This is a genomic window from Caballeronia sp. LZ065 (assembly GCF_031450975.1).
GTDB lineage: Bacteria > Pseudomonadota > Gammaproteobacteria > Burkholderiales > Burkholderiaceae > Caballeronia.
Window position 1 is genome coordinate 1,229,888 of the sequence record NZ_JARUXV010000003.1, and the last position, 25,252, is coordinate 1,255,139.

Below are 25,252 nucleotides of genomic sequence, written 5' to 3' on the forward strand. Positions count from 1 at the left end.
GTGTCGTTCAGTTCTTGGTCTTGTCCCAGTCGAGCTTGTCGGCGCTCTTGCCCGCGACCGAATACAGCGCACCGGGCGCATTGCGGGTCTTCTGGAATTCTTCGAGGGTTTCGCCGCGCATGGCGGCATAGATATGCAGGTTCGATACGCCCGTCACCGCGCCGAGTTTTTCCAGCATGAAAAAGATGACGCCGTAGTGCAGCAGGCCGCGCCAGTCGCGACGGCGGATCAGGTCGCGTTCCTGATCGGAAAGACCGGCCGCTGCGAAGCTCGCTTCTTCATCGGCCTTGAAGGCTTCCCGATGCGCGGGTTCCACCATGCGATGCAGGTAATCGTTGATGCGATACGCGCGCACGGCGGTTTCGATCGAGAACGGATAGGTGCCTTCCAGTTGCTCGACATCGGTGAGCTGCACCGCCATCTTCTGGCGATGACGCTCGATGATCGCGGGCTTCGTCTCGCTGCCCTCGCCTTCGTAGATCGCCGTGGCGATGCCGGCCATCGACGGCAGGTAGTAGCTGCGATGCTTGCACACGACATTCGCCGACAGCGCGCCGCGCATCGTGAGCCACATGATGACTTCGGCGCCTTCATAACCGCCGAGCGTGGCGAACTCGGCAAGCGTCATGTCCGCCAGTTGCTCGGGATCGCGCTCGAAGAGATCGAGGAAACGCGCGTCCCACTCCGTGTTGTTGAAGCCCGCGCGTTCGCCGTGAACCTGATGCGAGAGACCGCCGGTTGCGAGAATCGCTACCTTGAGATCTTCCGGATAGCTCTCGATCGCGCGACGCAGCGCCTGCCCGAGTTTGTAGAAGCGGCGCGCGCTCGGCACCGGCAATTGCAGCACGCCCATTTGCAGCGGCACCAGCTTGACCGGCCACGCGGGCTTGTGCGGGCACAGCATCGAGAGCGGCGAGAAGCAGCCGTGATCCAGCGCCTTGTTCTGGAAGAACGACATGTCGAATTCGTCGCTCATCAGCGACGTGCCGATATGCGCGGCCAGTTCCGGGTGGCCCTTGATCGGCGGCAGGTCGCGCGCCCCGCCGCCTTCGTCCGCGACGCTCCATTCGGGACCGACGCCCAGCGTGAACGCGGAGTAGTGATCGAAGAAGAACGACGTGACGTGGTCGTTGTAGATCGAGATGATGACGTCGGGCTGCTTCTCCGCGAGCCAGTCCGCGAGCGGCGCGAAGTTTTCGAAGATCGGCGCCCAGACGGGATCGTCGCGCTTGTTCTTGTCGAACGCGAAACCGATTGTCGGCGTGTGCGAGGCGGCGATGCCGCCAATGATCCGTGCCATGTGCGCTACTCCTTCGAAATGCGTCGCCGGGCGGGCGTGCTTCAGGGAAAACTGAAGTCGAAGGGTAGCGGAGATAGCGCGCTGTCAGGGACTACGCGTTAACCAGAAGATAGGTTTTATGGAAGCGGTTGGACGCGTGTGGAAGGCCGCTCCGACAAGCCTCGGCGCCAGTTTCTCACGCGCCGTTCTCCGCGTGCCGCGATAAACAGAACAGATGACGGGTGAAGCAGGACGCAAGGACGGCTGTGGAATCCACGATCCGCGCACCCCGTGCAAGTTCCGCCGATTAACGGGCAATCGATCCCGCCTGCGACACCCCGTTCCAGTCCGCCCCATATCCACCGACAGCAGCCTGATGCGCTGCCTTGTGAAACTCCGCGGCCTGCATTTCGCCTTCGGGGAAATAGGCCCAGGCGGTCGGGCTGTAGCCGGCCTTCTCGGCCTGAACCAGGTCGGCGCGTACTTGCGCGCGGGTAAGAGACTGTGAAATTGCCTGCGCGAACGTGATGGCCGGAGCCGCAACGGCCAGCGCAATGACAACCCTCATGAGCGATTTCATGGCAAACCCCTGTGTAGCGGCGCGCTGCGCCCACGTTGTACTTCACTCGTGGGAAAAGCTTAGCAGCGCGCCTGGGCAGGGTAAATGCCGGAGCGGGCAATGGTGATCGCCCGGCGGTCAACCGCACGGGGAAGTCAGCGCGGCGTCATGCGGTTGAACCTTCGCGGACAGGTTCGCGACAGCATCATGACGCTTCAGAAGATATGCCGGATACCCGCGATGATCGAGATCTGGCCGCCGCCGGCGGGCGGACTCGCGGTGGGCGACAACGTGGTCGCCGCGAGTGCGAGGTTGCCCGAGTTGTTGATGTGTTCGCCGGTCAGATAGAGCAAGGTCCGCTTGGACAACAGATACTCGCCGCGCAGCACTTCGATGAGCGCCTTGTTGGGTGATTGATCGTATCGGAGCTGGGCCACCATGCCGTCAATATGAAAGAACGGATTCACCGGCACGGTTCCCGATACCCAGAACAGATTGCTTCGGGGCGTGGCGATGCCGTCGTCGAGACGCCGTATCCAGCCGACGCCCAGCTTGGTTCCATGGAACTTGACGTAGCCGCCCAGCGTGATGCGGGCATCGGCCTTGTCGGGCGAGGTGAGACCGCCCCAGGTCGCCGCTGTGCCGCCATAGTTGCGCTCGTAGGACGTGGCCACGCCCCACGTATGCGCGTCGTACTTGAGCAGCGCCGACCATTCCCGGCACTGGTTCGACGGCGTGGTTTGCCCCGGGCAATTGGTGGCGACCGAACTGTTGCCCGCCACGGCATCGCGGCCGAAGCTGTAGTTCACGCCGCCTTCGAAGTCGCCGAGGAAGTAGCGATAGCTCACCGAGTTGTCGGCCCGCGCGTTGGCAATGCCGTTGTCCAGCGTCGTGATGCCTTGGGCACCCGTTCCGAACGGGTTGATGAACGACACGCCATAGAAGCGCATCGTGTACTGGCGGCCGAAGGTGAGGCGCCCGTATTTACCGTCGATGCCCACGTAGGATTGACGTCCGAACAGACGGCCGCCCTGCCGCGAGGCGCCGTTGGTCGGCTGGAAACCGCCTTGCAGGTCGAAGATGGCCCGCATGCCGCCGCCGAGATCCTCGACCCCGCGAATGCCGAAGTAGGACGTGGCGGTGCCGTCGCCGGTGCGCCAGCTATTGGTGGTGGCGTTCTTGCCGTTCGCCACGTTGTTGACGAACTCCACGCCCTGATCGATCAGGCCATAGATGGTAACCGAGCTTCCGCCCAACGGCAGAGGTGCGCTCGACGTCTGGCCTTCCGCATTCGCCCACGCGGGAACGATGCTCATCAATGCTGCGCAGGCCAACGCTGCGGTCCGGTAATTCATGATCGACGCTGTCTCCTTGACGGGACCCGTACTTGACCCCGCAGGCGCGACAGCAATCGCCTTCAGGGGTGGATCTCGTTCTTTTCATGTGTGTGTGTAACGCACACAAATTCTGCCAGCAGGAGAAGGCGTCGATATTGAATAAAACTGCGTGCCGATTGAAGGAATGGTTAAGGCAGATTCCGGCCTGAAAGACCGGAAAACCATGCAGAACGGACGGCGCGACGATCGCTAGGTCATCCCCATACCTCATCCGGCACGGGCAAGCCTTCCAGATCCGCCTTGGTCAACGGCCCATCCGGCGTCACGCCATGACTCTCCAGCATCAACATGATCTGCCGCGTGTGCTGCGTGGCGTGCCATGCCGTGCGTTCCAGCACTTCGTGGAAGGGTCGCGTGCCGTAGTAGGTCTGCACCGTGTAATTCACCTCGGGGTCCGTTTCCGCGGCCCACCATGCATCGAAGCGGCGATGCACGTCGTCGCCCCAGCGGCGGATGTCATCCGCCGTACAGGTCTCGGGCGGCACCTCGTCGAAGCTCTCGAAGCGCAGCAGCATGCCCTGCGACGCTTCCATGCCCATCTCGGCGATGCGGTACACGTGGTAGCACAACTGCGCCGGCGTGCGGCGCCGATCGCGAAACGGTTCGTGCAGATGCTCCGGCGCGAACTGGACCACGTAACGGGACACCGCGCTCATCACCGTGTCGAGCCGTTGCACCAGCATGCGCGGCGGCAAGGGTTCGGCGAGCGTCGTGCGCAGGTCGAGAAACTTCACCACGTCCTTGAGCGATTGCGCGAACGTGTAGCGCGCGCCGATGGACACCACCGGCACGCTGCGCACGCCGAGCGCGAACAACTCGGCCTGCGCTTGCGGGTCGTTATGCACGTCGCGCGATTCGAACTCGACGCCCTGCTGGGTCAGGAACTCCTTCGTGCGCAGGCACGACGAACAGCCCGGCTGCCAGAAAACCTTGATGCGCGCACTCGTCGCGATATCGGTCATGAGTCTCCTCCGTTGCGTTGCATTGCATCGCGCGACGTCGAACCGCGCGCTAGTCGTAGATGCGCATCGCCATGTCGTGATGCGCGGCGATGCGCGCCTCGAACGCGCGCGTCGCCTCCGTGATGTTCACGCCGCGAAAACCGCCGCGCACCGCCTTGCTCGCCACGTCCTTGTAAGTCGGCAGGAGGCCTTGAGCGAGCGGCTGCGCATCGGGGATCGCCAGCCACAGACGATACAGCAGACGGCGGCGTCCCGGTTCCGGCCAGTCTTCGTAGCTGGTGCGCGAATGCAGTTGCGTATGGTTGTTGAGGAACTGGATGTCGCCGGGTTCGAGATGCATCGAGAAGCGCACGTCCTCGCGCGCGAGGATTTGATCGAAGAGATCGAGCGCCTCGGTCTGGGCCTGCGTCAGGCGCGGCAAGTCGGGAAAGCCGTCCTGCGCGCCCTTGATATGGTTGCGCACATGACGGCACGCGAAGTGGCCTTCCGTGACCGAGAACACCGGCGACTCGTACCACAGCCCTTCCTCCGGCGCCTGCTCGCCCTGCCGGCTGAAGATGAACGGCTCGTACAGCACCGCGACGAGATCGGGGCGTTCCTGAAGCATCACGTTATGCGCATGCACCGAACTCGCGATCAGACTCTCGCCGCCGCGCTTCGCCGCGTTCACGCACATGAGTCCGACGATGTCCGCATTGTCCGCATGGAAGTCGAGCTTCGAGTTCGTGTTGTAGCCGCGTCCCGTGGTGCTGCGGTAGGTGCCGCCCGCATCGGTGACATCGGACATGAACTGGCTCTGCTTGCCTTGCGGACGCGGCACGCCCATGTGCAGACCGAGCCCCCAGAACAGCAGGCGCAGATGCGCCGGCTCATGACGCGCCACCGGAAAGCCGCGCAACACCATCACGCCGAGTCCCTGCTGGGTCTCGTCATGCACGACAGCGAGCGCGGCGCGGCCGGCTGCGCCGAGCGGAAAGTCCTCCACGCCGAGATCGAACAGCGCTTTGCCCGATGCCACCGCCGTGCGCATCGCCGTTTCGAAATCGGCGATGGCATCTTCCGGCAAACGATGAAACCACGCGTCGGTCTGCGCGAGATCCAGTCCTTTCCAGCCCGCGCGGCTTGCAACCTGCTGAATCATGAAGCTCGTCTCCTTTTATGTTCCGGGTTCGCTCAATGCTCGGCCTGCGCAGCCAGTGCCGCACGGTGCGCGTCCTGTTCGGCGTCGAGCTTCGCGAGCCGGTCCGCATCCATGCCGAGCATGCGCGCCGGATTCTCGCGCACCATCTTGCGCACCGCCGTCTCGGACATGCCGAGCGCGAGGAACGTGCCAATCAGCATGCGCATCGTTTCCGGACCCGGCGGCGACCATTCGAAGAAGTAGTCGGTCGTCAGGATGACCTTGTCCTCGCCAATATCGCCCACTACATCCGCGAAGTCCTTCGGCTTCATGCGCATCAGCGGCGGCAGGCAGCCGAGCGCACAGAATTCGCACACCGCGCCGAGCGCGCACATGTCGCGGATCTCCTGGCGGTTCGCGCCCACCGAGTTGCTGTCCGGATGCGAGAAGATCACTTCGTTGATGCCGTAGTCTTTCGCTTCCAGCGCGAGCGCGATCGACTCCGTCGGCGAAACGTGTCCCGTGCAGATGGTCATGCCGTACTGGCGCGCACAGTCGAGACACTCGCGCGTTTCCTGCAGCAGCTTGCCGTTGGAACCCGTCAGGCGGATGCCCTTGCCCGGCCGCAGCGTGCCTTCCGCGCGGTCGAGGAAATGCCGCAGGTGCCGGCTCATGCCGCCGCGCTCGATGTCATGCTCGGCGCTCCAGGTCGGCATGAACACGACCTTGGCGCCCTGCTTCGCCGCGCTTTCGATGGCCAGCGGATTGAGCCCGCCCACCGCGTAATTCAGCGTGATGCTCGGGAAGATCTCGATGCCCGGCACCATGTTGCTCAGGTGATACGCGCGGCCAACGGTCGGGAACATGTGCGACTTCAGCACGATGCCGAGCATGCCGGCATTGCGTGCAATCGACATCTCGTCGATGTCTTCCAGACGGGTCTTCGCCTCGAAGCTGATCTCCGGGAAGCCGTGATGATGCAGGTCGATGGCGCCCTTCAGGATGCGGTCGGTGGCGGTGGCGCCGCCCGGCGGATACGGATAGTAGTTCGATGTCATGCGTGGGGTCTCCTGTATCTTTCGCTACGTTCGTTAGTCGAGACGCTTCTTCACGTCCGCGAGAATGTGGGCTTCGAACTCGCGCATCGTCTCGATGCCGAGCGCGCTGTTGGTCTCTGCGAGGCTCGCCATGCGCTCGACCCACGCGCGCGAATCGCCGCTTTGCTTGAGATCGGCAAGGAAGTCCTCGACGATGCGCACGGTCAGCCGCACCGTGCTGCTCGGGAACAGCGCGATGGCAAAGCCAAGCTCTTGCAATTCCGCCGCCGAGAGCAGCGGCGTGAGTCCCGATTCCGACATGTTCGCGACCAGCGGCCCGCCCGCCAGTTCGCGTCCGATGATCTCGAGCTCCTCCAGCGACTGCGGCCCGTCGACAAACACGACATCCGCGCCCGCGTCGCGGAACATGCGGCAGCGTTCGAGCGCTTCGTCGATGCCGTGCGGGCCGCGTGCATCGGTGCGCGCGATGATCACGGTGTCGGGATCGCTGCGCGCTTCGAGCGCGGCGCGCAGCTTGCGCAACGCGACCTCGCGCGACTCGACGATCTTCGCGTCCATGTGGCCGCAGCGCTTGGGCCACGCCTGATCCTCGATCTGTATCGCGGCCACGCCCAGGCGCTCCATGCCCTGCACGGTGCGGATCATGTTGGTGACGTCGCCGTAGCCGGTGTCGCAATCGACGATCAGCGGCACGTCGGCGACGCGCGTCGTGGCGAGCACGGCGTTCTCGATTTCGCCATACGCGACCAGCCCGATGTCCGGCACGCCGTAGCGCGACGCCGCCGTGGCATAGCCGCTGAGATACGCGGCCTCGAAACCGGCGCGCGCGATCATGCGGATTTCCAGCGGCGAGCCGCCGCCCGGCACGACGACGATGTCCTTCCGTTGCAGGCGTTCGCGCAACACGCTGGCATGCGATGCAGATTTCATGACTTGTTTTCAGGTTGGGGATAGCGCCGCGACGCGATCCGTTGCAGGAAATTGACGAGCTGATCGAGGGCCACGGCGAGCACCAGCACGAGCAGCACGCCGAAATAGACGTTGGGGGTATTGAAGAGCGTCCGGTTCTGCGTGATGACGAAGCCGATGCCCGACGTCGCGGCCATCATCTCCGCGACCACCACGCCGATGGCCGTCATCGCGCTGCCGAGGCGCATGCCCGACAGCACCGAGGGCACCGCGGCGGGCAGCATCACGTGGCGCACCAGTTGCATGCGACGCGCGCCCATGCTGCGCGCCGCCACGAGCAGTTGCCGGTCCACGGTGCGCACGCCGGCGGCGGTGGCGAGGAGCATCGGAAAGAAGCCGTAGACCGCGCCGAACACGATCTTCGATTCCATGCCGATGCCGATCCACGCCGTCAGCAGCGGATAGAGGATCACGAGCGGCACCGCATACAACGACGACGCCAGCGGCAGCAGCGTGTCGCGCAGCACGGCCACGCTGCCGAGCAAGAGCCCGCACGCGCCGCCCACCACGAAGACGATGGCCAGCGCGGCCGTCATCTCGGCCACCGTGGACACGAGGTTCATTGCGAACATCGGACCGTTGGCGAAGCCCGCCACGAGCGTGGACGACAGCGGCGCGAGCATCACTTCGGGCACCCAGCCGAGACGCGGCGCCAGTTCCCAGAAGGCAAGCAGCAATACGATGCAGACGAGCCGCAGCGCCGCTGCACTCAGCGCGGGACGGCGCGGCGCGCGTTCGGCTGCTGCTTCTGCGGCGGCGGGCGCGTGCTTCGTGCGGACCAGGGGCGGCGAGATCATGCGTGCTCCACCGTGCGGATGAGTTCCCAGATCTCGTCGCGCAGTTCGCCGAAACGCGCGGTTGCCATCGTCTTGAAGGTGCGCGGACGCGGCAGGTCGATCTGGATGCGCTTGATGATGCGTCCCGGACGCGCCGCCATGACCACGACTTCATCGCACAGATAGACCGCCTCCGTGAGGCTGTGCGTGACGAACACCACAGTCTTGCGATGCTGCTCCCAGATGGACAGCAGTTCGTCGCCGAGCGAGAGGCGAGTCTGTTCATCGAGGGCGGCGAACGGTTCGTCCATCAGCAGCACGCGCGGGTTCTGGCAGAAGCCGCGCGCAATCGCCACGCGCTGCTTCATGCCGCCGGACAGTTCGTGCGGACGGCGGTCGAGAAAATCCTTCAGCCCGACGCGCGCCAGCATCTCGCGCGCGAGCGGCCGGCGCGTCGTCACATCGATGCCGCGTAGCTCCAACGGAAACTCCACGTTTTCAAGCGCGGTCTTCCAGGGAAGAAGACTCGACTCCTGGAACACGACGCCGATTTCCTCCGGCTCCGGCTGCGTGATGCGCCGCTCGCCCACGCGGATGCAGCCCGCGCTCGGCGCGAGCAGGCCGGCCATCATCATCAGCAGCGAGGACTTGCCGCAGCCGCTGGGACCGACTAGGCCGATGAACTTGCCGTTGTCGATGCTGAACGATACGTCGTCGAGCGCGTGGACCGGGCCGCTCTTCGATTGATAGGTTTGCGACACGCCGTCGATGTGCAGCGCGGCGGTCTCGTTGCGAGAGAGTGCGTTGGGTGTGCTCATTCGAATTGTGTGTTGTCGTGGGGTTGTACCAACATCGTCAGCCGCGCCAGGCGCCGACCCGATGCTCGTACCAGCGCAGTGCTTCGTTCACCATGATCGACACGAGGCTCGCGAGCACGATGCCCGCCAGCAGACTGACGATGTCGAAGTTCATGCCCCAGTTGGCGATCAGATAGCCCAGTCCGGCGCGCGACACATACATCTCCGCGAACAGCACGCCGGTGATGTTGAAAATCATGCCGAGGCGCAGGCCTTCGAGAATCACCGGAAGCATCGCGGGCAGATACACATGGCGATAGATCTGCGCGCGCGTCGCGCCGAACGAGCGGGCCGTGCGCACGTAGTCCACCGGCACGCTTTCCGCCGCCGCGATCGCCGCGACCACCAGCACGAAGATCGCCTGGAACATGCCGAAGGCTACTTTCTGCGAAAAGCCCATGCCGAGCGCGAGAATGAAGACCGGCAGGAACACCGACTTCGGCACGCTCGACATGAAGTAGAACAGCGGCCGGAAGGCCGCGCCCCAGTACGCGTTCTCGCCGAGGAACAGGCCCAGCGCGATGCCCACCGGCGTGACCAGCACCACCGCCAGCATCACCTCGCCGAGCGTCACGCCGAGGTGGTGCAGCGACTGCGCGTCGCCGAGCAGATGGAGCATGCGGGCGAACACTTCGGCGGGTCCGGGCAGCAGCATCGGATCGACGAAGCGGCCCGCCACCGTCAGGTGCCACGCGAGCACGAAGCCCGCGATGATCGCCGCCTGCGTGAGACGTCGTGCCCAGGGGCTCATGGGGCCACCGTCTTCACGGGCACGAAGCGCGTGGTGAACAGGTCCTTCGCGGGCGGCGTGTCGTTCATGCCGGCGAGCTTCGCGAGCTTGAGCGATTCCTCGACCCACTCGGCCTTGATCGAACCGTCAGGCGAGAGGCCCTTGATGGTGTTGTCGTATTCCAGCTTGGCGATTTCCGGCGGCAGACCGGTCTGCTTCTGGATGAACGCAATCGTCCACTCGGGGTGTGCCTGCATGTAGACCACCGCGCTGTACAGCGCAATCAGCGTCTTCTTCACGCCGTCCGGATTCTTCGCGAGGATCTCGTCGGAAGCCATCCACACGTCGGGCACGTTGGCCGGCATGGCCTTGCCGAAATCGACCAGACTGCGGCCCGTGCCCGCCTGCAACATCTTGTAGCTGAGCGGCGGATACGCGACGATCGCATCCACGTTGCCCGACAGCAGGTTCGGCACCATGCCCGGACCGCCTACCGGAATGCGGTTCACCGGCGCACCCGCTTCGTTGGCCGCCCACAGTCCGAAGAAGTCCGTCGTCGAGCCGGTGGCCGAGATGCCCACCTTCTTGCCCGCGAGATCCTTGACGGTCTTGAGCGGCGAATCCTTCTTGACGATCACGTCCCAGCCGCGCGGCGTCAACGAGTCCGCGCCGACGATGGTCGCCTTCACGCCGCGCTTCTTGGCCAGCGCGAGACCCGGCGGAAAGAAATTGACGATATCGACTTCGTTCGCGGCCAGCGCCTCCATGCACGCTGCGCCGCCCGGAAAGCCGGTGAACTGCGTCTGCACGCCCACCTTGTCGAACAGCTTGAGTTCCTGGGCGGCCATGACGGGCAGCACCGGCCCGTAGTTGCTCGTCCCGCCGATACGCACCACATCCGCCGCATACGCGCTCGCCGCGCACATCCACCCCGATACCGCCAGCGCCACCGCGCCCAAGCGCATCAAACCCTTCATGTTGTCTCCGAATTTGTAGTGTTGTGGATCAAAGTGTCGAACACTTTTGTTTGAATTAAATGTTAAAACGTATGGCGCGTCAACGGAAACTATTGGACAATCCGCTCATGGACTTCCCTCATATCCCTGTTCCCGCTGACCTCGAAGCCGACATCGAAAGCGTCGGCCGCTCGGGCGAAACCGTCGAGCGCATCGCGGCCGAACTGAAAAACCGCATCCTCGAAGGGCGGCTCGTGCCCGGCCAGCGGCTGATTTCACGCGATGTCGTCGAGCAGCTCGGCATCAGCCGCGGCTCGCTGCGTGAAGCGTTCCGACGGCTGGAAGCGGACGGCCTCATCGATGTCGTGCCGAATCGCGGCGCGGTGGTGCGCAGCCTGTCGGCGGCCGAGGTGGCGCACGTCTATCAGATTCGCGAAGCGCTGGAGGGCTATGCGGCTCGGGTGGCTGCGCAGAACATCGATGTCGGCGACAACCGCGCGCGCTTCATCGCCGTGCTGGAGCAAGGCCGCGTTCACAATGAACGGCCGGACTTCCAGCGCTTCATCGTCGACAACCGGGCGTTTCATCAGGAAATCGTGCACATGTGCGGCAATCCGCAACTGGGCGAACTGATCGACAAATATCAGCTGCCGGTGTTCATGATCCAGTTGCGCCAGCAGATCGGCAGCGCGCAGATGATGAAGAACGCGCTCGCGGAACATGAGGACATCGCCGAGGGCATCCTTGCGGGCAATGCGGACATGGCCTATCAGGCCATGAAGCGCCATCTCTGGCATTCCGCCGACCTGATCCTGCAACTGCCCGCGCTCGCGGGCCTGGGTGCGCCGCTGAGCTGAAATCGCAGTCTGAAGGAGGAGGAGACAAATATGACATCCCACATGACGACTCATCAGGATGGCGAAGAATGAGCGCGCAAACGATGTTCGACAAGGTCTGGAACGCGCATGTCGTCGAGGAGTTGAGCGACGGCACCACGGTCCTGCATATCGATCGCCATCTGCTGCATGAACTGACTGCCGTCGAAGCGATCCGCGTGCTGGAGCGGCGCGGGCTCGGCGTGCGCGACGCGGCGCTGACCTTCGCGACGCCGGATCACGTGATATCGAGCGTGCCGGGACGCCGCGCCGGCGATCAGCCGTGGGCCACCGAAATGGTCGAGGCGTTCCGCGAGCAGACACATCGTTTGAAGATCGAACGCTTCGATCTCGACGACGCGCGCCAGGGCATCGTCCACGTCATTGCGCCGGAACAAGGGCTGACCTTGCCCGGCACCACGCTCGTCTGCGGCGACAGCCATACCTGCACGCACGGCGCATTTGGTGCAATGGGCTGGGGGATCGGCTTGTCCGAGCAGGTGCAGGTGCTGGCGAGCCAGACCTTGCGCCAGCGCAAGCCCGCGCGCATGCGCGTGACGCTGCGCGGCACACCTGCGCGGCGCGCGACGGCGAAGGACGTCATCCTGCATGTGATCGGCAAGCTGGGCGTGGCGGGCGCGGTGGGTCACGCGCTCGAATTCGCTGGCGACGCGGTGCGTAGCTTCGACATGGAAGCGCGCATGACGCTTTGCAATCTCGCGATTGAAATGGGCGCGCGTCTCGGCATGATCGCGCCCGACGATGTCACCTTCGACTATCTGCGCGGCCGTCCTTTCGCGCCGCAGGGCGATGCGTTCGACACCGCCGTCGCCGCCTGGCGGCAACTGGCGACGGACGCCGACGCGATCTTCGACAAGGACGTGGACGTGGATATCGAAGGCATCGATGCGCAGATCACCTGGGGCACGACGCCCGAGCAGGTGGTATGCATCGACGGCTATGTGCCCGATCCCGCCGCCGAGCCGAATCCTCAGCGGCGCGCGCAATCAGAAGCGGCGCTCGGCTATATGCGGCTCAAGCCGCTACAGCGCATGGAAGGCACGCGCATCGACCGGGTGTTCATCGGCTCGTGTGCGAACAGCCGCATCTCCGATCTGCGCGCCGCCGCGCAGGTCGTGCGCGGCGCACGCGTGGCGAAGCACGTGAACGCGTGGGTCGTGCCGGGCTCGCTGCCGGTGCGCGAACAGGCCGAACGCGAGGGACTCGACCAGATTTTCCGCGACGCAGGCTTCGAATGGCGCGAGCCGGGCTGCTCGATGTGCGTCGGTGCCAACGGCGATCTCGGCGCAAGCGGCGAACGCTGCGTGTCGACCTCGAATCGCAACTTCGTCGGACGGCAGGGACCGGGCGTGATGACACACCTCGCCAACCCGGCAACGGCCGCCGCTTCGGCGCTTGCAGGCGAAATCCAGGGAGCCGCATGAAAGCCTTCGACGTGTGTACGGGACATGCCGCCGTGATCGACCGCGATGACGTCGATACGGACTTGATCGTGCGGATCGAGCGTATCTCGCAACTGAAGCGCGGCGAGTTCCAGCCGTGGGCCTTCGAGACGCTGCGATATCGGCCGGACGGCACCGAGAACCCGGATTTCGTGCTGAACCAGCCGCCGTTTCGCGACGCGCGTATCGTTGTGACCGGCAAGAACTTCGGCTGTGGCAGTTCGCGTGAAATGGCCGTGTGGGCGCTCGACGAGTTCGGCATACGGTGCGTGATCGCGTCGAGCTATGGCGACATCTTCTACAACAACTGCTTCCAGAACGGCGTGCTGCCTGTGCGTCTCGCGCCCGAGGAAATTGCCGCGATCATGCCGGTCGCGGCGCGCGGCGAGTTGCTGACGGTGGACCTGCAAGCCTGCCAGGTGCGTGTTCCGGGCCTCGAACCGTTTGCGTTCAGCTTGCCCGAATCGCAGCGCGTTGCGTTGTTGAACGGTCAGGACGACGTCGATCAGGCCGTGGCGCGGGAAGCGCGCGTCGCCGAGTTCCAACGCGCGGACCGCGCGCGGCGGCCGTGGGTTTATGCTTCGGCGTGATCCTCACGCACGCACCGACACCATGACACCGGACGAACTCTCGGCAATCTATCGCGCGTATATCGACTGTCTGAATGCGCAGGACTGGGACCAACTAGGCAACTTCGTCGACGAAACCGCACAGCACAACGGACGCGCGTTCGGTCTGGCGGGTTATCGGCGGATGCTGGAGCAGGACTTCCGCGATATTCCTGATCTGCGCTTCAACATCGAATTGCTGGTGGCGGAGCCGCCGCGCATCGCCAGCCGTCTGCGCTTCGATTGTTCGCCGCAGGCGGACTTCATGGGCCTGAAGATCGACGGCCGCCGCGTGACGTTCTGCGAGAACGTCTTCTATGCGTTCCGCGACGGCAAGATTACCGAGGTTTGGTCGGTGATCGACAAGGCTGCGATCGAAGCGCAGCTCTAGACGCTTTCCGTGAAGAACCGGCCGACGATCTCGTCGCGCAGCCTGCCGACGCCCTGATCGCCCGGCTTGCGCGGCCTCGGCAGCGTGACGTCGATCACGTCGCCGATGCGCCCCGGCCGCGCCTCCATCACGACGATGCGGTCCGACAGCAGCACGGCCTCTTCAACATCGTGCGTGACCAACACCATCGTGATGCGCTCATGCGCCCAGATGCGCTGCAACTCGGCTTGCAGACGCGAGCGCGTGAGCGCGTCGAGTGCGCCGAAGGGTTCGTCGAGTAACAGCAGGCGCGGCCGGTTGACGAGCCCGCGCGCAATCGCGACGCGTTGCGCCATGCCGCCCGACAACTGATGCGGATAGTGCCGTTCGTATCCTTCGAGACCGACGAGCGCGACATGCTCCGCAACCGCGCGGGCCTTCTCCGCCCGTGTGAGCGGCGCATTGCGCAGCGCCACCGCCACGTTCTGCGCGACATTCAGCCAGGGAAACAGCCGATGATCCTGGAACACGATGCCGCGTGACAGATCCGTCGTGACGACGCGCTCTCCGTCGAACTCGATCTCGCCGTCATGCGCGGGATCGAGCCCGGCGATGAGGCGCAGTAGCGTCGACTTTCCGCAGCCGCTGGCGCCGACGATGCTCACGAACTCCCCGCTCGCAATCGACAGCTCGATGCGATCCAGCACCGGCGGCGCGGTGTCGTCGCTGAAGCGCTTGCTCACGTGCCGCAGCGTCAGGCCGCTTCCCTGTTCGATCAGGCTTGCCATGTTGACTCTCCTCAAACCGCGCGCGACGCGCCGAACCAGCGGCGCTGCACGCCGCGCGCAAGGGCGTTCAGCGCCCATCCCGTGATGCCCACCACGATCACGCCGAACACGACGAGATCCATGCGGAACTGTTCGCTGCCATCCACGAGCAAATTGCCGATGCCGCTGCCCGCCACGAGCAGATACTCGGCGCCGAGCGTCGCGAGCCACGAATAGATGAGCGCGAGATAGACGCCCGTGAAGATGGACGGCAACGCGGCGGGCAGCACGACGAACGCCAGCGTCTGCAAGCGGCCATAGCGGTACGCGCGCGCCACGTCGAGATAAGTGGGCGATACGGCGCGAATGCCGTCGCTGGTGTGCACGACGACCGGCACCAGCGCGGCCAGCGAAAGGAACACGACCTTCGCGACATCGCCGAGCCCGAACCATACGGAGATCAACGGAATCCACGCGAACAGCGAGACTTGCTTGAACGTGTTGAAGCTCGGCGCGATGGCGCGATTCGCCAGCTTCGACACGCCCAGCAGCGCCCCGAGCACGAGTCCGAGCGTCGCGCCGATGGCAAAGCCCGTCAGTTCGCGCGCCAGCGAGGCCGAGAGCGCACGCATCAGCGCCCCGCTGCGGGTCTGTTCGACGGCCGTCTGCCACACGCGCCCCGGCGAGACGAGGATGCCGTGATCGGCCTGTGCGTGACGCGCGAGCCACCACCACAGCGCGAGCGCAGCAACCGGCAGCACGGCGCCGCGCCACGAGCCTTTCACCGCAATCTGTTCCTGTTCCAGCGTGGACATATTCATCTCCTCAGTGAGCGCGGCCCCGCTGGAGCCTGCGCTCGAACGCCGTGAGCAACCGGTCCGCCGCGTAACCGATCGCGCCGACGATCAGTACCGAAGCCAGCACGAGATCGAGCTGAAACAGTTGCCGTCCATAGACGATCAGATAGCCGAGTCCTTCCGACGACGCGACCAGCTCCACCACCACCAGCGTCAGCCACGCCTTCGTGAACGCGAGCCGCACGCCGGTGCCGATCACCGGAATCGCGGCGGGCAGCGTGACGCGCGCAATCACTTGCCAACGTGTATAGCGATACGCCGCTGCCACTTCCCGCAAACCGCGCGGCGTGTTGCGAAAGCCTTGCAGCGTGGAGAGCGTGACCGGCACGAGCGCCGCGTGTCCGATCAACAAATACTTCAACGGCTCGCCAATGCCGACGACGATCATCAGGAACGGCAGCCAGCCGAGCACCGGCACTTGCACGATGGCGTTGAAGCTCGGCAGCACCCATGCTTCGAGCGTGCGCGACAGGCCGAGCGCGCCGCCCAGCAGCACGCCGAGCACCACACCGCCACCAAAGCCCACTAACGCGCGCGTCATGCTCGCGGAGAGATGCAGCCACAACTCGCCGCTCCTCACCAGCGCCGCCAGCGTGTCGAAGACGAGCCCGGGCGGCGGCAGCACTTGCGCCGAGATCCATCCATAGTGCGATCCGAGCACCCAGAGCAGCGCACAGCCTGCGGGCAGAAGCCAGGGCAACGCGGTCCAGACGGCGGCGCGCAGCGCGTCGTTGGAAGGCGTCCGGCGCGGACGCACGGAAGGCAGCGCTACACGGGTCAAGGTACGGGCCATCTTTATGGGTCTCCTCGAACCATCAAGCGATAGGTTTGCCCGCCGCATCGAAGCGCGGCCAGTAAGCTTCGAGCTTCAGCGACTTCAACGCCTGGTCGAGATACTTCGGCTCGAACCAGCCATTCACGCTGACGGGCTGACGGATCAGGTTGAGGCGCAGCGCATCGTCGGCGACGGACTGATAGCGCGCCACCAGGAACGGATCGATCAGCGGCGACATGCGGTCCTTCAACGGCTGCTTCGCATACTCCGCCTGCCACGATTCAGTTGGCACGCCGCTCTTTGCCCACAGCGTGAAGAGCGCATCGCGGTTGGCTTCGTCGGACGACCATTGCGCTGCCTGCACGACCGCCGTCACCACTTTCTGCACGATCTCGGGGTGCTTCTGCTCGTAGTCGTCGAGTACGAGCAAGTGAGCCTGTCGCGTGAGCTGCACGCCGTCATCGCGCGATGCGTAGACGATCTTCGCCAACCCCTGGCGTTGCAGCTTGAACAGCGAGTAGTCGAGGAACACGGCATCGACGCCCTTCGATGCAAGCGCCGCCTGCGCGGCCGCCGTGTCGAGATTGATGACGCGCAGATCGCGCTCGCTCAGGCCGTTTTCCTTGAGGACGTTGTCCGCCACGAGTTGCAGGTTGGTCCCGCGAAACAGGCCGACGCGTTTGCCCTTCAGGTCCTTCACGCTCTTGATGCCGGAGTCCGGCGGCACGGCCAGATACACACCGGTGCGCACGTTCGAAGCGAGCAGCAGATGCGTCTTCAAGCCATTCGCGCGGCCCAGCACCGAAGGTAGATCGCCTTGATAAGCAAAGTCGATCTGCTGGTTCGCGAGCGCCTCGTTCACCGCCGGCCCCGCGCCCTTGAAGAACAGCCATTGCACCTTGGCCTGTCCGGACAACGCATCTTCCACGCGATGCTGCAACTGCGCGGTCGCGGCCGGTGAACCCCCGAACGTGGGCGGATCGCCACTGCCCTGTTGCGCCACACCGATGCGGACCACGGCGGGATCGGCGGCTTGCGCAGGGCCGTTGAGCGCGGCGAACAGCGTCGCCGTAAAGGCGAGAAACTTGAATCTTGATGTCATCTTGCTCAGGCTGAAGAAGGGTTGACGCCGCTATAGCGCGAGGAGAAGCGCGTCAGGCGGCGCGCGTTTCCTGCTTGACGATGCGGCTGCGGCGTCCGTCGATGCCCACGGGCACGTCGCCATGAACCGTCGCGCGGCGCACGACGCGATGCGCGTCGCCATAGTCCGCCACCGCGTAATGCTGGGTCGCGCGGTTGTCCCAGATCGCGACGTCGCCCTGGGTCCAGCGCCAGCGCACGGTGTTCTCCAGACGCGTGACGTGATCGTGGAAGAGTTCGGCCAGCCGATCCGAATCGCGCTGCGACAGTCCGCTAAAGCGCTGCACGAAATGACCGAGCACGAGCGTGCGCTCGCCCGTTTCCGGATGCACACGCACGACCGGATGCTCGGTCTCATAGAGCGTCGAGGTGAATTGCTTGCGATACGCGCGCTCGGAATCGGTGTCGGGCACGTTGCGCGTCGCGGCGTAGTCGTAGGTGTTGGAGTGCAGCGCCCATAACTCGTCGGCGAGGGCGCGCAGCGGCGGCGGCAGGTTGTCGTAGGCGGCCGCCGTATTGGCCCAGACCGTGTCGCCGCCGGCGGGCGGAATCACCACGCCGCGCAGGATGGAGATCTTCGGATAGGCATCGACGAAAGTGACGTCGGTATGCCAGGAGTTCGCGCGCGTGCCGTGTTTCGAATCGAGTTCGAGCAAGCGGCTGCTGCCGGCAAGCGATGGCACCGTCGGATGCGCCACCGTTTCGCCGAAGCGCGCGGCGAAGGCTTCCTGCGCGGCGTCGTCGAGATGCGACTGGCCGCGAAAGAACAGCACCTTGTGCTTGAGCAGCGCCTGATTGATTGCGCCGATGGCGGCATCGTCGAGGTCAGCGGACAGCGTCACGCCGCGCACTTCAGCGCCGATGCGTCCGCCTATGGGACGCACCTGGAACGGTTCATTCGACGTGACGGGTTCGCGCGCGGCGTCGGCGGCGAGTGTGGGGCTCGTGGACATCGGGACACTCCGTTGGGTTGCGTTTGTCGGATGCAGCCGCGTTCAGCGCGACGGAATCATTGAAGCATCGACAGCACATTCGACCAACGAAGCGTTTCGACTAAGCTTTACAGCGATCAGCGCGATTCATATTGACGCAGGCCCGCGATGCTTTCCTGCAACTCCTCTTCGAGCCGCGCCATCAGTTCGGCCGCCGGCAGTTCGCGTACCAGCGCGGCCGCCTGCCCCGCCCATTGCGCGCCATAGCCGAACTCGCCCTGCGCCTTCGCGGCCGCATGCAGCGCCTTGCCGGCGTCGTAGGTGACCGGATAATCAGGAATCACGGGCGCCTGCGCGCTGCGGCCGAATTCGGTGAAGCGGTTGACGAGGCTGCGCGCCTCGCGGCCCGAGATCGCGGTGGTGAAGGTCGTGCGGCGCGCCGCATCGCTCAGCAAGGCACGCCGGTAGCCCGCATCGATCGACGTCTCCTTGCACGGCACAAAGGCCGTGCCAAGCTGCGCCGCCTGCGCGCCCAGCGCCAGCGCCGCCGCAATGCCCGCGCCGTCCATGATGCCGCCTGCGGCGATCACCGGAACATCGAAGGCCCGCACCAGGAGACGCGTGAGCGCCAGCACGCCGAGTTTGTCGTCTTCTCCAGCGGGATCGAAGAGGCCGCGATGCCCGCCCGCCTCGATGCCCTGCGCCACGATGGCGTCCACGCCCGCCGCCGCCACCTGTTCGGCTTCCCGCACATTGGTTGCGGATGCAATCAGTTTGATGCCCGCGCCGCGCAACGCATCGATCGCACGCTGCGACGGCAGCCCGAAGTGAAAGCTCACCACCGCCGGCTTCTCTTCGACAAAGACCTGGAGCATCGCTTCATCGACGACAAAGCTCGTATAGATCTCGCTCAGCGTGGCGGGCGGCGTCGCGCCGTATTGCGCGAATACCGGCGCGAGCCAGTCGGTCCATGCCTTCTCCACGGCCGCGTTGGCGGTCGACGGTGCGTGACAGAAGACGTTGACATTGAAGGGGCGGGAAGTCAGCGCGCGGGTCTCGCGAATGACCTTGCGCGCGCCTTCGGCGTTCATTGCACCGACGCCGAGCGAGCCCAGCCCGCCCGCTTCCGATACGGCCGCGACGAGCGCCGGCGTGCTGACGCCTGCCATCGGCGCCTGGATGATCGGCGTCCGGATGCCGAGTAGCGATGTCAATGGGTTCGTGCTCATGGATGATCGTCCCTTGAAGGTTGCATTCAGCGCGTGCCGAGCTTCTCGACCACAAAGTCGACAAACGCACGCACGCGCGACGACAGATGCCTGCCGTGCGGATAAAGCAGGATGAACGGCCGGCTGCATCCACCGGCCTCGCGCAGCACCTCGACGAGCGTGCCCGCGCGCAGTTCCTTGTCCACCACGAAGCGGTAGGTCTGGAACAATCCCGCGCCATGCAGCGCGAGCGGAACGCCCGCGAGCGCGTCGCCGGAGGTGCCGTAGACGGCGTCCACCACCCGCTCCACGGCGTCGCCGTTCTGCATGAAGCGCCACGGCACGGGCCGGCCGGTGCTCGGCATCTCGAACTGGATGCAGTCGTGATGGTTCAGGTCTTCGATCGTGCGCGGCACACCCGCCCGCTCCACGTAAGCGGGCGAGCCCACGATCACGAGTTCCGCGTCCTCCAGCTTGCGCGCGATCAGGCCGGAATCGCGCGGCGCGCGGCCGCGGATCGCGAGATCGAAGCCTTCCTCGGCGAAGTCGATATTGCGGTTGCTCAGATGCGCTTCCACTGTCACATCGGGATAGCGCGCGCGGAATTCCGCGAGGATGGGCAGCATGCGAAAGTGCCCGTAAGGCGTCGGCATGCTGATGCGCAACACGCCCTTCGGCGTGGTCTGCTGGCCGGTGGCTTCGCGCTCGGCTTCAGCCAGACGATTGAGCGCGTCGCGGCATTGCTCGAAGTAACGGCGCCCGGCATCGGTCAGGCGGATCTGGCGCGTCGTGCGCACGAACAACCGCACGTCGAGACGCTTTTCCAGCCGCGCGACCGAACGGCTCACGGCAGCGGGCGTGACGCTCGCTGCGGTTGCGGCCAGCGTGAAGCTGCCGAGTTCAGCCGCGAGGCAGAACAGCTCGATGCTGCCAAGAAGAAGGTCGTCGAATTGCCGCTGCATGATGGTGGACACTACGTCCCGGTTCACTGTGCTGCATCTTCGCCATGCGCGGCGTGCGAGTCAATCGACGCGCATGCATTTGACTTGTGACGGCGTGGAACAGATGCGTCAGCTCAAAAAAAACGCCCGCTTTTCCGGTCAGGAAAAAGCGGGCGCTGTTTGCAAGCGTGCCATTGAGATGGCAAGCGATGCCTTACTTCGCGGTCGGCATCGCGAACTCGGCGCCCTTCTCGGTGCTTTCGGGCCAACGCTGCATGATCGACTTCTGCTTCGTGTAGAAACGCACGCCTTCCTCGCCATACGCGTGCATGTCGCCGAACAGGCTGCGCTTCCAGCCGCCGAAACCATGCCAGGCCATCGGCACGGGGATTGGCACGTTGATGCCGACCATGCCCACTTCGATGCGGCGTCCAAACTCGCGTGCAATGTGGCCATCACGCGTGTAGCAGGCCACGCCATTGCCGAACTCATGTTCGTTGACGAGCTCCACGGCTTCGCTGAAGTCCTTCACGCGCACGCAGGCGAGCACCGGTCCGAAGATCTCTTCCTTGTAGATGCGCATCTCCGGCGTCACGTGGTCGAACAGCGTGCCGCCCGTGAAGAAGCCGTCTTCATGACCCGGCACCTTGAAGCCCCGGCCATCGACGACCAGCTTCGCGCCCTCGTCCACGCCCATCGCGATATAGCCCTCGATGCGCTCCAGCGCCTGGCGCGTGACGATCGGGCCCATTTCGGCATCGTCTTCCATGCCGTTCTTGATCTTGAGCTGCTGCGCGCGCTCGGCGAGACGCGGCACGATCTTGTCCGCGACATCGCCCACCAGCACCGCCACCGAGATGGCCATGCAGCGCTCGCCCGCCGAGCCGTAGCCCGCGCCGATCAGCGCATCGACGGCTTGATCGAGATCCGCATCCGGCATCACGACCATGTGATTCTTCGCGCCGCCGAGCGCCTGCACGCGCTTGCCGTGCTTCGCGCCCGTCTCGTAGATGTAGTTGGCGATCGGCGTCGAGCCGACGAAGCTGATCGCCTTCACTTGCGGGTGCGTGAGCAGCGCATCGACGACGACCTTGTCGCCCTGCACGACGTTGAAGATGCCGTCGGGCAAGCCGGCTTGCTTGAGCAGTTCCGCCATGAACAGCGACGCCGACGGATCGCGCTCGCTCGGCTTCAGGATGAACGCATTGCCCGCCGCGATGGCGACCGGGAACATCCAGCACGGCACCATGCACGGGAAGTTGAACGGCGTAATGCCCGCGACGACGCCGAGCGGCTGGCGCATGGTCCAGTTGTCGATGCCGGTGGACACCTGTTCGGTGTAGTCGCCCTTCAGCAGTTGTGGAATGCCGCAAGCGAATTCAATCACGTCGATACCGCGCGACACCTCGCCCTGCGCATCCGAGAACACCTTGCCGTGCTCGGCGGTGATGATGGCCGCGAGTTCGTCGCGATGCTTGTTCATCAGCTCCAGGAACTTGAGCATGACGCGCGCGCGGCGGATGGGCGGCATGTCGCGCCAGGCCGGAAACGCTTGCTTCGCGCTGGCCACGGCGGCGTCCACGTCGGCGGCTTCGCCGAGCACGAGCTTGCGCGGACGTTCGCCCGTCGCGGGGTTGAAGACCGGCTGGGTGCGCGTGGCCGAGCCGTTCGTCCGTTGACCGTGGATGTAATGGACCACGTCGGCGGTGTCGTTGAACGCTTGCATCTCGTCTCCTTCACTGAATGTTTGGGCAATGGTCACAGTGTAGGAAGCATCGGGCCGCGCGCAAAGACGCTATGATTGAACTCATTGTTTATTCTGGCGAACAATGAGCAGATGGAAGAGCAAAAGATCGAGGCTCTCTGGACCCATTTGCACTGGCTCACGGTGCTCGCGGAACAGGGCAGCTATACGGCGGCGGCCGCGCGCCTGAATGTCTCGAAGGCGGCCATGAGCCAGCGCATCGCGGAACTGGAGCGCGCGGCGGGCGTGCCGCTCGTCACGCGCACCACGCGCAGCGTGCGTTTTACCGAGGCAGGCCGCCGGCTCGTCGATGACACGCGCGAGCAATACCAGCACATCGCGTCGAGCTTTCTGAGCGTAAGGGAAATGGCGGGCGTCGCGCGCGGGCTGATCCGCTTGACCGCGCCGATGGCGTTCTCACGCCAGCAACTCGTGCCGAAGATGTCGGGGTTCCTGCATGCGCATCCGGACGTGCGCGTGCAACTGGAGGCCGCCGACCGACTGAGTTCCATCGCCACCGAGGGTTTCGATCTCGCGGTGCGTCACAGCGCGCAGGTGCCGGACACGCACGTGGCCTGGAAACTGTGCGACACGTATTCGGTGATCGTTGCCACGCGCGCCTATCTCAAGCGGCGCGGCACACCGCAGACGCCGAACGATCTCGCCACGCACGACTGCCTCGTCTATCCGCGCGCGCAGTCGGCCAGCATCTGGTCGTTCCAGCGCAAGGGGAGCCGCAAGAGTTCGGCGGGGCCGACCACGCTGGCCGTCAGCGGGCCGTTCGAAGCGAACAACAGCGAAGTGTTGCGCGACGCCGCGCTCGATGACCTGGGCATCGCGTTGCTGCCGGATTTCACCGCGCAGGCGGCGGTGCAAACGGGCAAGCTCGTGGTGCTGCTGCCGGAATGGCGGCCGGTCGGCGCATTCGCGGATCAGCTTTTCGTGGTGCGGCCTTATTCGCCGCATGTGCCGCGAGCCGTCGCGCTGTTCATCGGCTATTTGCGCGAAACCTTTTCGGGCGGGTTTCCGCTTTGATTTGCCGGACTCTGAACGCAAAACGCGCCCGCATGAATGCGGGCGCGTCGCTTGGGGTGCTGCTGCTTGCTTAGTGATGCGCGAACGTCGATGTCACGTCGTTTTGAATCGTGGTGATGCGTGCGCCCGATTGCGAGCCGCCATCCGCGACACCGCCGTAGGCGCCCTGCGCTGCGACACGCGCTTCGGCTGCCTGGATGTCGGCGGGATACGTGGTGTCGTTGACGACGCCCGGGTTGTAGCCTGCCTTTTCCAGTTGCACGATCTGCGCGCGGACTTCAGCGCGCGTCAAAGGTTGGCTGGATTGCGCGAAAGATGCGACCGGAGCGGCAAAAGCAAGAGCGACCGCTGCAATACCGATGAGCTTGTTCATGATTGATTCCTCCGTACCTTCAGTTTTTGGGTTGTCGCTCACGCTGCCTTGTTGCCTGACTTGCTGCTTCGTTTGCGACCGTTGAGGCAAGTGTAGGCATCGCTTCATCTAGGGTAAATACCTAATCTGCGAAATCACTTTTGGCGAAAAACAGACTAATCCGGGCGCACGCGAAGCCGGACGATAGCGATCCGTATCGGCTATAAATAAGAACTAGCGTGGCTTTTGGCGCGAACGATCGTTTAGACAGGAGAATCGCCTTGAAGCGCATCCTGGTAATCGGCGCGGGTTTCGCGGGACTGTGGAGCGCGCTGTCCGCCGCGCGCAAGCTCGACGAAATCGGCCCCGCCGCCGGGCCAACCGACGTGGCCATCATCAATCCGGCGCCGTTCCACAGCGTGCGGGTACGCAACTACGAACAGCCGCTCGACCCCACGCTCGTCCAGCTCGATACCGTGCTCGGCCCGGCGGGCGTGCGCTTGATCCAGGCAAAGGCCACGGACATCGACAGCGCGAACCGCCGCGTGACGGTCGCGCAAGACGGGACATCCGAAACGCTCGACTACGACCGGCTGATCCTCGCGGCAGGCAGCGTGCTGGTACGCCCGCCCATTCCCGGCCTCGAGCACCATTCCTTCGATGTCGATACCTACGCGAGCGCATGCCGTTTGCAGGCGCATCTGCTGACGCTCCCTGCGCTGCCCGATACACCCGGCCGCTACACGGCGATCGTGATCGGCGCGGGTCTGACGGGCATCGAACTCGCGGCGGAACTGCCTGCGCGGCTGCGCGAAATCGTCGCGGAAGACGAGCGCGGCCGCGTGCGTGTCGTGCTTGCGGATCGTTCGGCGCGCATCGCGCAGGCGATGGGCGGTGCGCAGCCGGTCATCGAGGACGCGTTGAGTACGCTCGACGTGGAGTTGCGGCCGGGCGTGTCGCTGGAAGCGCTCGATGAACGCGGCGTCACGCTCACGAACGGCGCCACGCGCGAGACCATTGAGGCCGCGACGGTCATCTGGTGCGGCGGCATGCATGCGAATGCGCTGGCGGCGCAGCTACCGGTGACGCTGGATCCACTCGGCCGCGTGCCCGTCGATACTTTCCTGCGCGCGGAAGGCGTGCCTGGGGTATTCGCGGCGGGCGACTGCGCGCGCCTGTTGATCGACGGCACGCGGCCTTCGGTCATGTCGTGCCAGCATGGCAGGCCCATGGGACGCTATGCTGGTCACAACGCCGTGTGCGATCTGTTCGGGATCGAGATGTTGCCGCTGTCGATCGACTGGTACACGACCATCTGCGATCTCGGACCGTGGGGCGCGGTGTATACGGAGGGATGGGACAGGCAGCTGGTCTCGCAGGGCGAGACGGCCAAACAGACGAAGCGCACGATCAACGGCGAGCGCATCTATCCGCCAAGGAACGGCACGCGCGAGGCGCTGTTCCAGGCGGCAGCGCCCGTGGTGCAGACGCCGCCGCCGACGCATCGCAGCTGACTCGCTAC

Annotated in this window: 26 protein-coding genes; 6 read left to right on the top strand and 20 right to left on the bottom strand. The window is 64.9% G+C overall.

What is annotated here, in order from left to right; translation table 11 throughout:
* Positions 1–7: 7 nt before the first annotated feature.
* From QCE63_RS25600 to QCE63_RS25650, 11 genes are all read right to left on the bottom strand, one after another.
* A complete protein-coding gene (locus QCE63_RS25600) occupies positions 8–1,300 on the bottom strand; it encodes a gallate dioxygenase (protein WP_309836959.1) in 1,293 nt (430 codons plus the stop codon).
* A 286-nt stretch (positions 1,301–1,586) separates the two neighbouring features.
* The gene (locus QCE63_RS25605) at positions 1,587–1,859 is read right to left on the bottom strand and encodes a DUF4148 domain-containing protein (protein WP_309836961.1); all 273 of its coding nucleotides are present in this window, start codon (positions 1,857–1,859) and stop codon (positions 1,587–1,589) included.
* A gap of 194 nt (positions 1,860–2,053) precedes the next feature.
* Positions 2,054–3,193 carry a porin gene (locus tag QCE63_RS25610; RefSeq protein ID WP_309836963.1) on the bottom strand — a complete coding sequence of 380 codons (1,140 nt, stop codon included), beginning with the start codon at positions 3,191–3,193 and terminating at the stop codon, positions 2,054–2,056.
* 236 nt (positions 3,194–3,429) lie between these two features.
* Entirely contained in the window at positions 3,430–4,197 is a 768-nt protein-coding gene (locus QCE63_RS25615) for a glutaredoxin domain-containing protein (RefSeq protein ID WP_309836966.1), read from the bottom strand.
* Positions 4,198–4,246: 49 nt separating this feature from the next.
* Positions 4,247–5,338 (bottom strand): TauD/TfdA family dioxygenase, encoded by a 1,092-nt coding sequence (locus QCE63_RS25620; RefSeq protein WP_309836968.1) that lies wholly within the window; start codon positions 5,336–5,338, stop codon positions 4,247–4,249.
* Between the two features lie 32 nt (positions 5,339–5,370).
* Positions 5,371–6,375 (bottom strand): DUF6282 family protein, encoded by a 1,005-nt coding sequence (locus tag QCE63_RS25625; protein WP_309836970.1) that lies wholly within the window; start codon positions 6,373–6,375, stop codon positions 5,371–5,373.
* Between the two features lie 33 nt (positions 6,376–6,408).
* The gene (locus QCE63_RS25630) at positions 6,409–7,305 is read right to left on the bottom strand and encodes an isocitrate lyase/phosphoenolpyruvate mutase family protein (protein WP_309836972.1); all 897 of its coding nucleotides are present in this window, start codon (positions 7,303–7,305) and stop codon (positions 6,409–6,411) included.
* Complete coding sequence (locus QCE63_RS25635; protein ID WP_309836975.1) at positions 7,302–8,141, bottom strand: ABC transporter permease; 840 nt, start codon at positions 8,139–8,141, stop codon at positions 7,302–7,304. Before QCE63_RS25635 ends, QCE63_RS25630 begins: the two co-directional genes overlap by 4 nt.
* Positions 8,138–8,938, bottom strand: coding sequence for an ABC transporter ATP-binding protein (locus QCE63_RS25640; protein ID WP_309836977.1), 801 nt, complete (start codon positions 8,936–8,938; stop codon positions 8,138–8,140). The genes QCE63_RS25635 and QCE63_RS25640 overlap by 4 nt, the downstream gene beginning before the upstream one ends.
* A gap of 37 nt (positions 8,939–8,975) precedes the next feature.
* Complete coding sequence (locus tag QCE63_RS25645; protein WP_309836979.1) at positions 8,976–9,728, bottom strand: ABC transporter permease; 753 nt, start codon at positions 9,726–9,728, stop codon at positions 8,976–8,978.
* Positions 9,725–10,684 carry an ABC transporter substrate-binding protein gene (locus QCE63_RS25650; RefSeq protein WP_309836981.1) on the bottom strand — a complete coding sequence of 320 codons (960 nt, stop codon included), beginning with the start codon at positions 10,682–10,684 and terminating at the stop codon, positions 9,725–9,727. The genes QCE63_RS25645 and QCE63_RS25650 overlap by 4 nt, the downstream gene beginning before the upstream one ends.
* A 107-nt stretch (positions 10,685–10,791) precedes the next feature.
* Between QCE63_RS25650 and QCE63_RS25655 the strand changes: the two genes are divergently transcribed.
* From QCE63_RS25655 to QCE63_RS25670, 4 genes are all read left to right on the top strand, one after another.
* Entirely contained in the window at positions 10,792–11,520 is a 729-nt protein-coding gene (locus tag QCE63_RS25655) for a GntR family transcriptional regulator (RefSeq protein WP_309836983.1), read from the top strand.
* A 68-nt stretch (positions 11,521–11,588) separates the two neighbouring features.
* Positions 11,589–12,983, top strand: a complete 1,395-nt coding sequence (gene leuC / locus QCE63_RS25660) for a 3-isopropylmalate dehydratase large subunit (RefSeq protein ID WP_309836985.1) — start codon at positions 11,589–11,591, stop codon at positions 12,981–12,983.
* Positions 12,980–13,591, top strand: a complete 612-nt coding sequence (gene leuD, locus QCE63_RS25665; protein WP_309836987.1) for a 3-isopropylmalate dehydratase small subunit — start codon at positions 12,980–12,982, stop codon at positions 13,589–13,591. Before leuC ends, leuD begins: the two co-directional genes overlap by 4 nt.
* A 22-nt stretch (positions 13,592–13,613) precedes the next feature.
* A complete protein-coding gene (locus tag QCE63_RS25670; RefSeq protein ID WP_309836989.1) occupies positions 13,614–14,000 on the top strand; it encodes an ester cyclase in 387 nt (128 codons plus the stop codon).
* Here QCE63_RS25670 and QCE63_RS25675 read toward each other — a convergent pair.
* From QCE63_RS25675 to QCE63_RS25710, 8 genes are all read right to left on the bottom strand, one after another.
* A complete protein-coding gene (locus QCE63_RS25675; protein ID WP_309836991.1) occupies positions 13,997–14,767 on the bottom strand; it encodes an ABC transporter ATP-binding protein in 771 nt (256 codons plus the stop codon). The two genes, QCE63_RS25670 and QCE63_RS25675, sit on opposite strands and share 4 nt — an antisense overlap.
* A gap of 11 nt (positions 14,768–14,778) precedes the next feature.
* The gene (locus QCE63_RS25680) at positions 14,779–15,561 is read right to left on the bottom strand and encodes an ABC transporter permease subunit (protein ID WP_309836993.1); all 783 of its coding nucleotides are present in this window, start codon (positions 15,559–15,561) and stop codon (positions 14,779–14,781) included.
* 10 nt (positions 15,562–15,571) lie between these two features.
* Positions 15,572–16,396 carry an ABC transporter permease gene (locus QCE63_RS25685; RefSeq protein ID WP_309836995.1) on the bottom strand — a complete coding sequence of 275 codons (825 nt, stop codon included), beginning with the start codon at positions 16,394–16,396 and terminating at the stop codon, positions 15,572–15,574.
* A 22-nt stretch (positions 16,397–16,418) separates the two neighbouring features.
* Positions 16,419–17,480, bottom strand: coding sequence for an ABC transporter substrate-binding protein (locus tag QCE63_RS25690; protein WP_309836996.1), 1,062 nt, complete (start codon positions 17,478–17,480; stop codon positions 16,419–16,421).
* Between the two features lie 52 nt (positions 17,481–17,532).
* On the bottom strand, positions 17,533–18,471 hold the full coding sequence (locus tag QCE63_RS25695) for a TauD/TfdA family dioxygenase (protein WP_309836999.1): 939 nt from the start codon (positions 18,469–18,471) through the stop codon (positions 17,533–17,535).
* A gap of 116 nt (positions 18,472–18,587) precedes the next feature.
* Positions 18,588–19,679, bottom strand: a complete 1,092-nt coding sequence (locus tag QCE63_RS25700) for a nitronate monooxygenase (RefSeq protein WP_309837001.1) — start codon at positions 19,677–19,679, stop codon at positions 18,588–18,590.
* 26 nt (positions 19,680–19,705) lie between these two features.
* Positions 19,706–20,620: a LysR family transcriptional regulator gene (locus QCE63_RS25705; protein WP_309837339.1), complete on the bottom strand. Its 915-nt coding sequence runs from the start codon at positions 20,618–20,620 to the stop codon at positions 19,706–19,708.
* A gap of 193 nt (positions 20,621–20,813) precedes the next feature.
* Complete coding sequence (locus QCE63_RS25710; RefSeq protein ID WP_309837004.1) at positions 20,814–22,325, bottom strand: CoA-acylating methylmalonate-semialdehyde dehydrogenase; 1,512 nt, start codon at positions 22,323–22,325, stop codon at positions 20,814–20,816.
* Between the two features lie 111 nt (positions 22,326–22,436).
* Here QCE63_RS25710 and QCE63_RS25715 point away from each other — a divergent pair, with 111 nt between their 5' ends.
* Positions 22,437–23,378 carry a LysR family transcriptional regulator gene (locus QCE63_RS25715; protein ID WP_309837340.1) on the top strand — a complete coding sequence of 314 codons (942 nt, stop codon included), beginning with the start codon at positions 22,437–22,439 and terminating at the stop codon, positions 23,376–23,378.
* A 70-nt stretch (positions 23,379–23,448) separates the two neighbouring features.
* Here QCE63_RS25715 and QCE63_RS25720 read toward each other — a convergent pair whose 3' ends face one another.
* A complete protein-coding gene (locus QCE63_RS25720) occupies positions 23,449–23,751 on the bottom strand; it encodes a DUF4148 domain-containing protein (RefSeq protein ID WP_309837006.1) in 303 nt (100 codons plus the stop codon).
* A 260-nt stretch (positions 23,752–24,011) separates the two neighbouring features.
* On the opposite strand from QCE63_RS25720, the gene QCE63_RS25725 reads away from it, so the two are divergent.
* Positions 24,012–25,244, top strand: a complete 1,233-nt coding sequence (locus QCE63_RS25725) for an FAD-dependent oxidoreductase (RefSeq protein ID WP_309837008.1) — start codon at positions 24,012–24,014, stop codon at positions 25,242–25,244.
* Positions 25,245–25,252 lie beyond the last annotated feature (8 nt).

Bases quoted from the DNA above. Each gene is read 5' to 3' on its own strand.
- QCE63_RS25600 (WP_309836959.1), bottom strand. From the start codon at position 1,300: ATGGCACGGATCATTGGCGGCATCGCCGCCTCGCACACGCCGACAATC.
- QCE63_RS25605 (WP_309836961.1), bottom strand. From the start codon at position 1,859: ATGAAATCGCTCATGAGGGTTGTCATTGCGCTGGCCGTTGCGGCTCCG.
- QCE63_RS25610 (WP_309836963.1), bottom strand. From the start codon at position 3,193: ATGAATTACCGGACCGCAGCGTTGGCCTGCGCAGCATTGATGAGCATC.
- QCE63_RS25615 (WP_309836966.1), bottom strand. From the start codon at position 4,197: ATGACCGATATCGCGACGAGTGCGCGCATCAAGGTTTTCTGGCAGCCG.
- QCE63_RS25620 (WP_309836968.1), bottom strand. From the start codon at position 5,338: ATGATTCAGCAGGTTGCAAGCCGCGCGGGCTGGAAAGGACTGGATCTC.
- QCE63_RS25625 (WP_309836970.1), bottom strand. From the start codon at position 6,375: ATGACATCGAACTACTATCCGTATCCGCCGGGCGGCGCCACCGCCACC.
- QCE63_RS25630 (WP_309836972.1), bottom strand. From the start codon at position 7,305: ATGAAATCTGCATCGCATGCCAGCGTGTTGCGCGAACGCCTGCAACGG.
- QCE63_RS25635 (WP_309836975.1), bottom strand. From the start codon at position 8,141: ATGATCTCGCCGCCCCTGGTCCGCACGAAGCACGCGCCCGCCGCCGCA.
- QCE63_RS25640 (WP_309836977.1), bottom strand. From the start codon at position 8,938: ATGAGCACACCCAACGCACTCTCTCGCAACGAGACCGCCGCGCTGCAC.
- QCE63_RS25645 (WP_309836979.1), bottom strand. From the start codon at position 9,728: ATGAGCCCCTGGGCACGACGTCTCACGCAGGCGGCGATCATCGCGGGC.
- QCE63_RS25650 (WP_309836981.1), bottom strand. From the start codon at position 10,684: ATGAAGGGTTTGATGCGCTTGGGCGCGGTGGCGCTGGCGGTATCGGGG.
- QCE63_RS25655 (WP_309836983.1), top strand. From the start codon at position 10,792: ATGGACTTCCCTCATATCCCTGTTCCCGCTGACCTCGAAGCCGACATC.
- leuC (WP_309836985.1), top strand. From the start codon at position 11,589: ATGAGCGCGCAAACGATGTTCGACAAGGTCTGGAACGCGCATGTCGTC.
- leuD (WP_309836987.1), top strand. From the start codon at position 12,980: ATGAAAGCCTTCGACGTGTGTACGGGACATGCCGCCGTGATCGACCGC.
- QCE63_RS25670 (WP_309836989.1), top strand. From the start codon at position 13,614: ATGACACCGGACGAACTCTCGGCAATCTATCGCGCGTATATCGACTGT.
- QCE63_RS25675 (WP_309836991.1), bottom strand. From the start codon at position 14,767: ATGGCAAGCCTGATCGAACAGGGAAGCGGCCTGACGCTGCGGCACGTG.
- QCE63_RS25680 (WP_309836993.1), bottom strand. From the start codon at position 15,561: ATGTCCACGCTGGAACAGGAACAGATTGCGGTGAAAGGCTCGTGGCGC.
- QCE63_RS25685 (WP_309836995.1), bottom strand. From the start codon at position 16,396: ATGGCCCGTACCTTGACCCGTGTAGCGCTGCCTTCCGTGCGTCCGCGC.
- QCE63_RS25690 (WP_309836996.1), bottom strand. From the start codon at position 17,480: ATGACATCAAGATTCAAGTTTCTCGCCTTTACGGCGACGCTGTTCGCC.
- QCE63_RS25695 (WP_309836999.1), bottom strand. From the start codon at position 18,471: ATGTCCACGAGCCCCACACTCGCCGCCGACGCCGCGCGCGAACCCGTC.
- QCE63_RS25700 (WP_309837001.1), bottom strand. From the start codon at position 19,679: ATGAGCACGAACCCATTGACATCGCTACTCGGCATCCGGACGCCGATC.
- QCE63_RS25705 (WP_309837339.1), bottom strand. From the start codon at position 20,620: ATGCAGCGGCAATTCGACGACCTTCTTCTTGGCAGCATCGAGCTGTTC.
- QCE63_RS25710 (WP_309837004.1), bottom strand. From the start codon at position 22,325: ATGCAAGCGTTCAACGACACCGCCGACGTGGTCCATTACATCCACGGT.
- QCE63_RS25715 (WP_309837340.1), top strand. From the start codon at position 22,437: ATGGAAGAGCAAAAGATCGAGGCTCTCTGGACCCATTTGCACTGGCTC.
- QCE63_RS25720 (WP_309837006.1), bottom strand. From the start codon at position 23,751: ATGAACAAGCTCATCGGTATTGCAGCGGTCGCTCTTGCTTTTGCCGCT.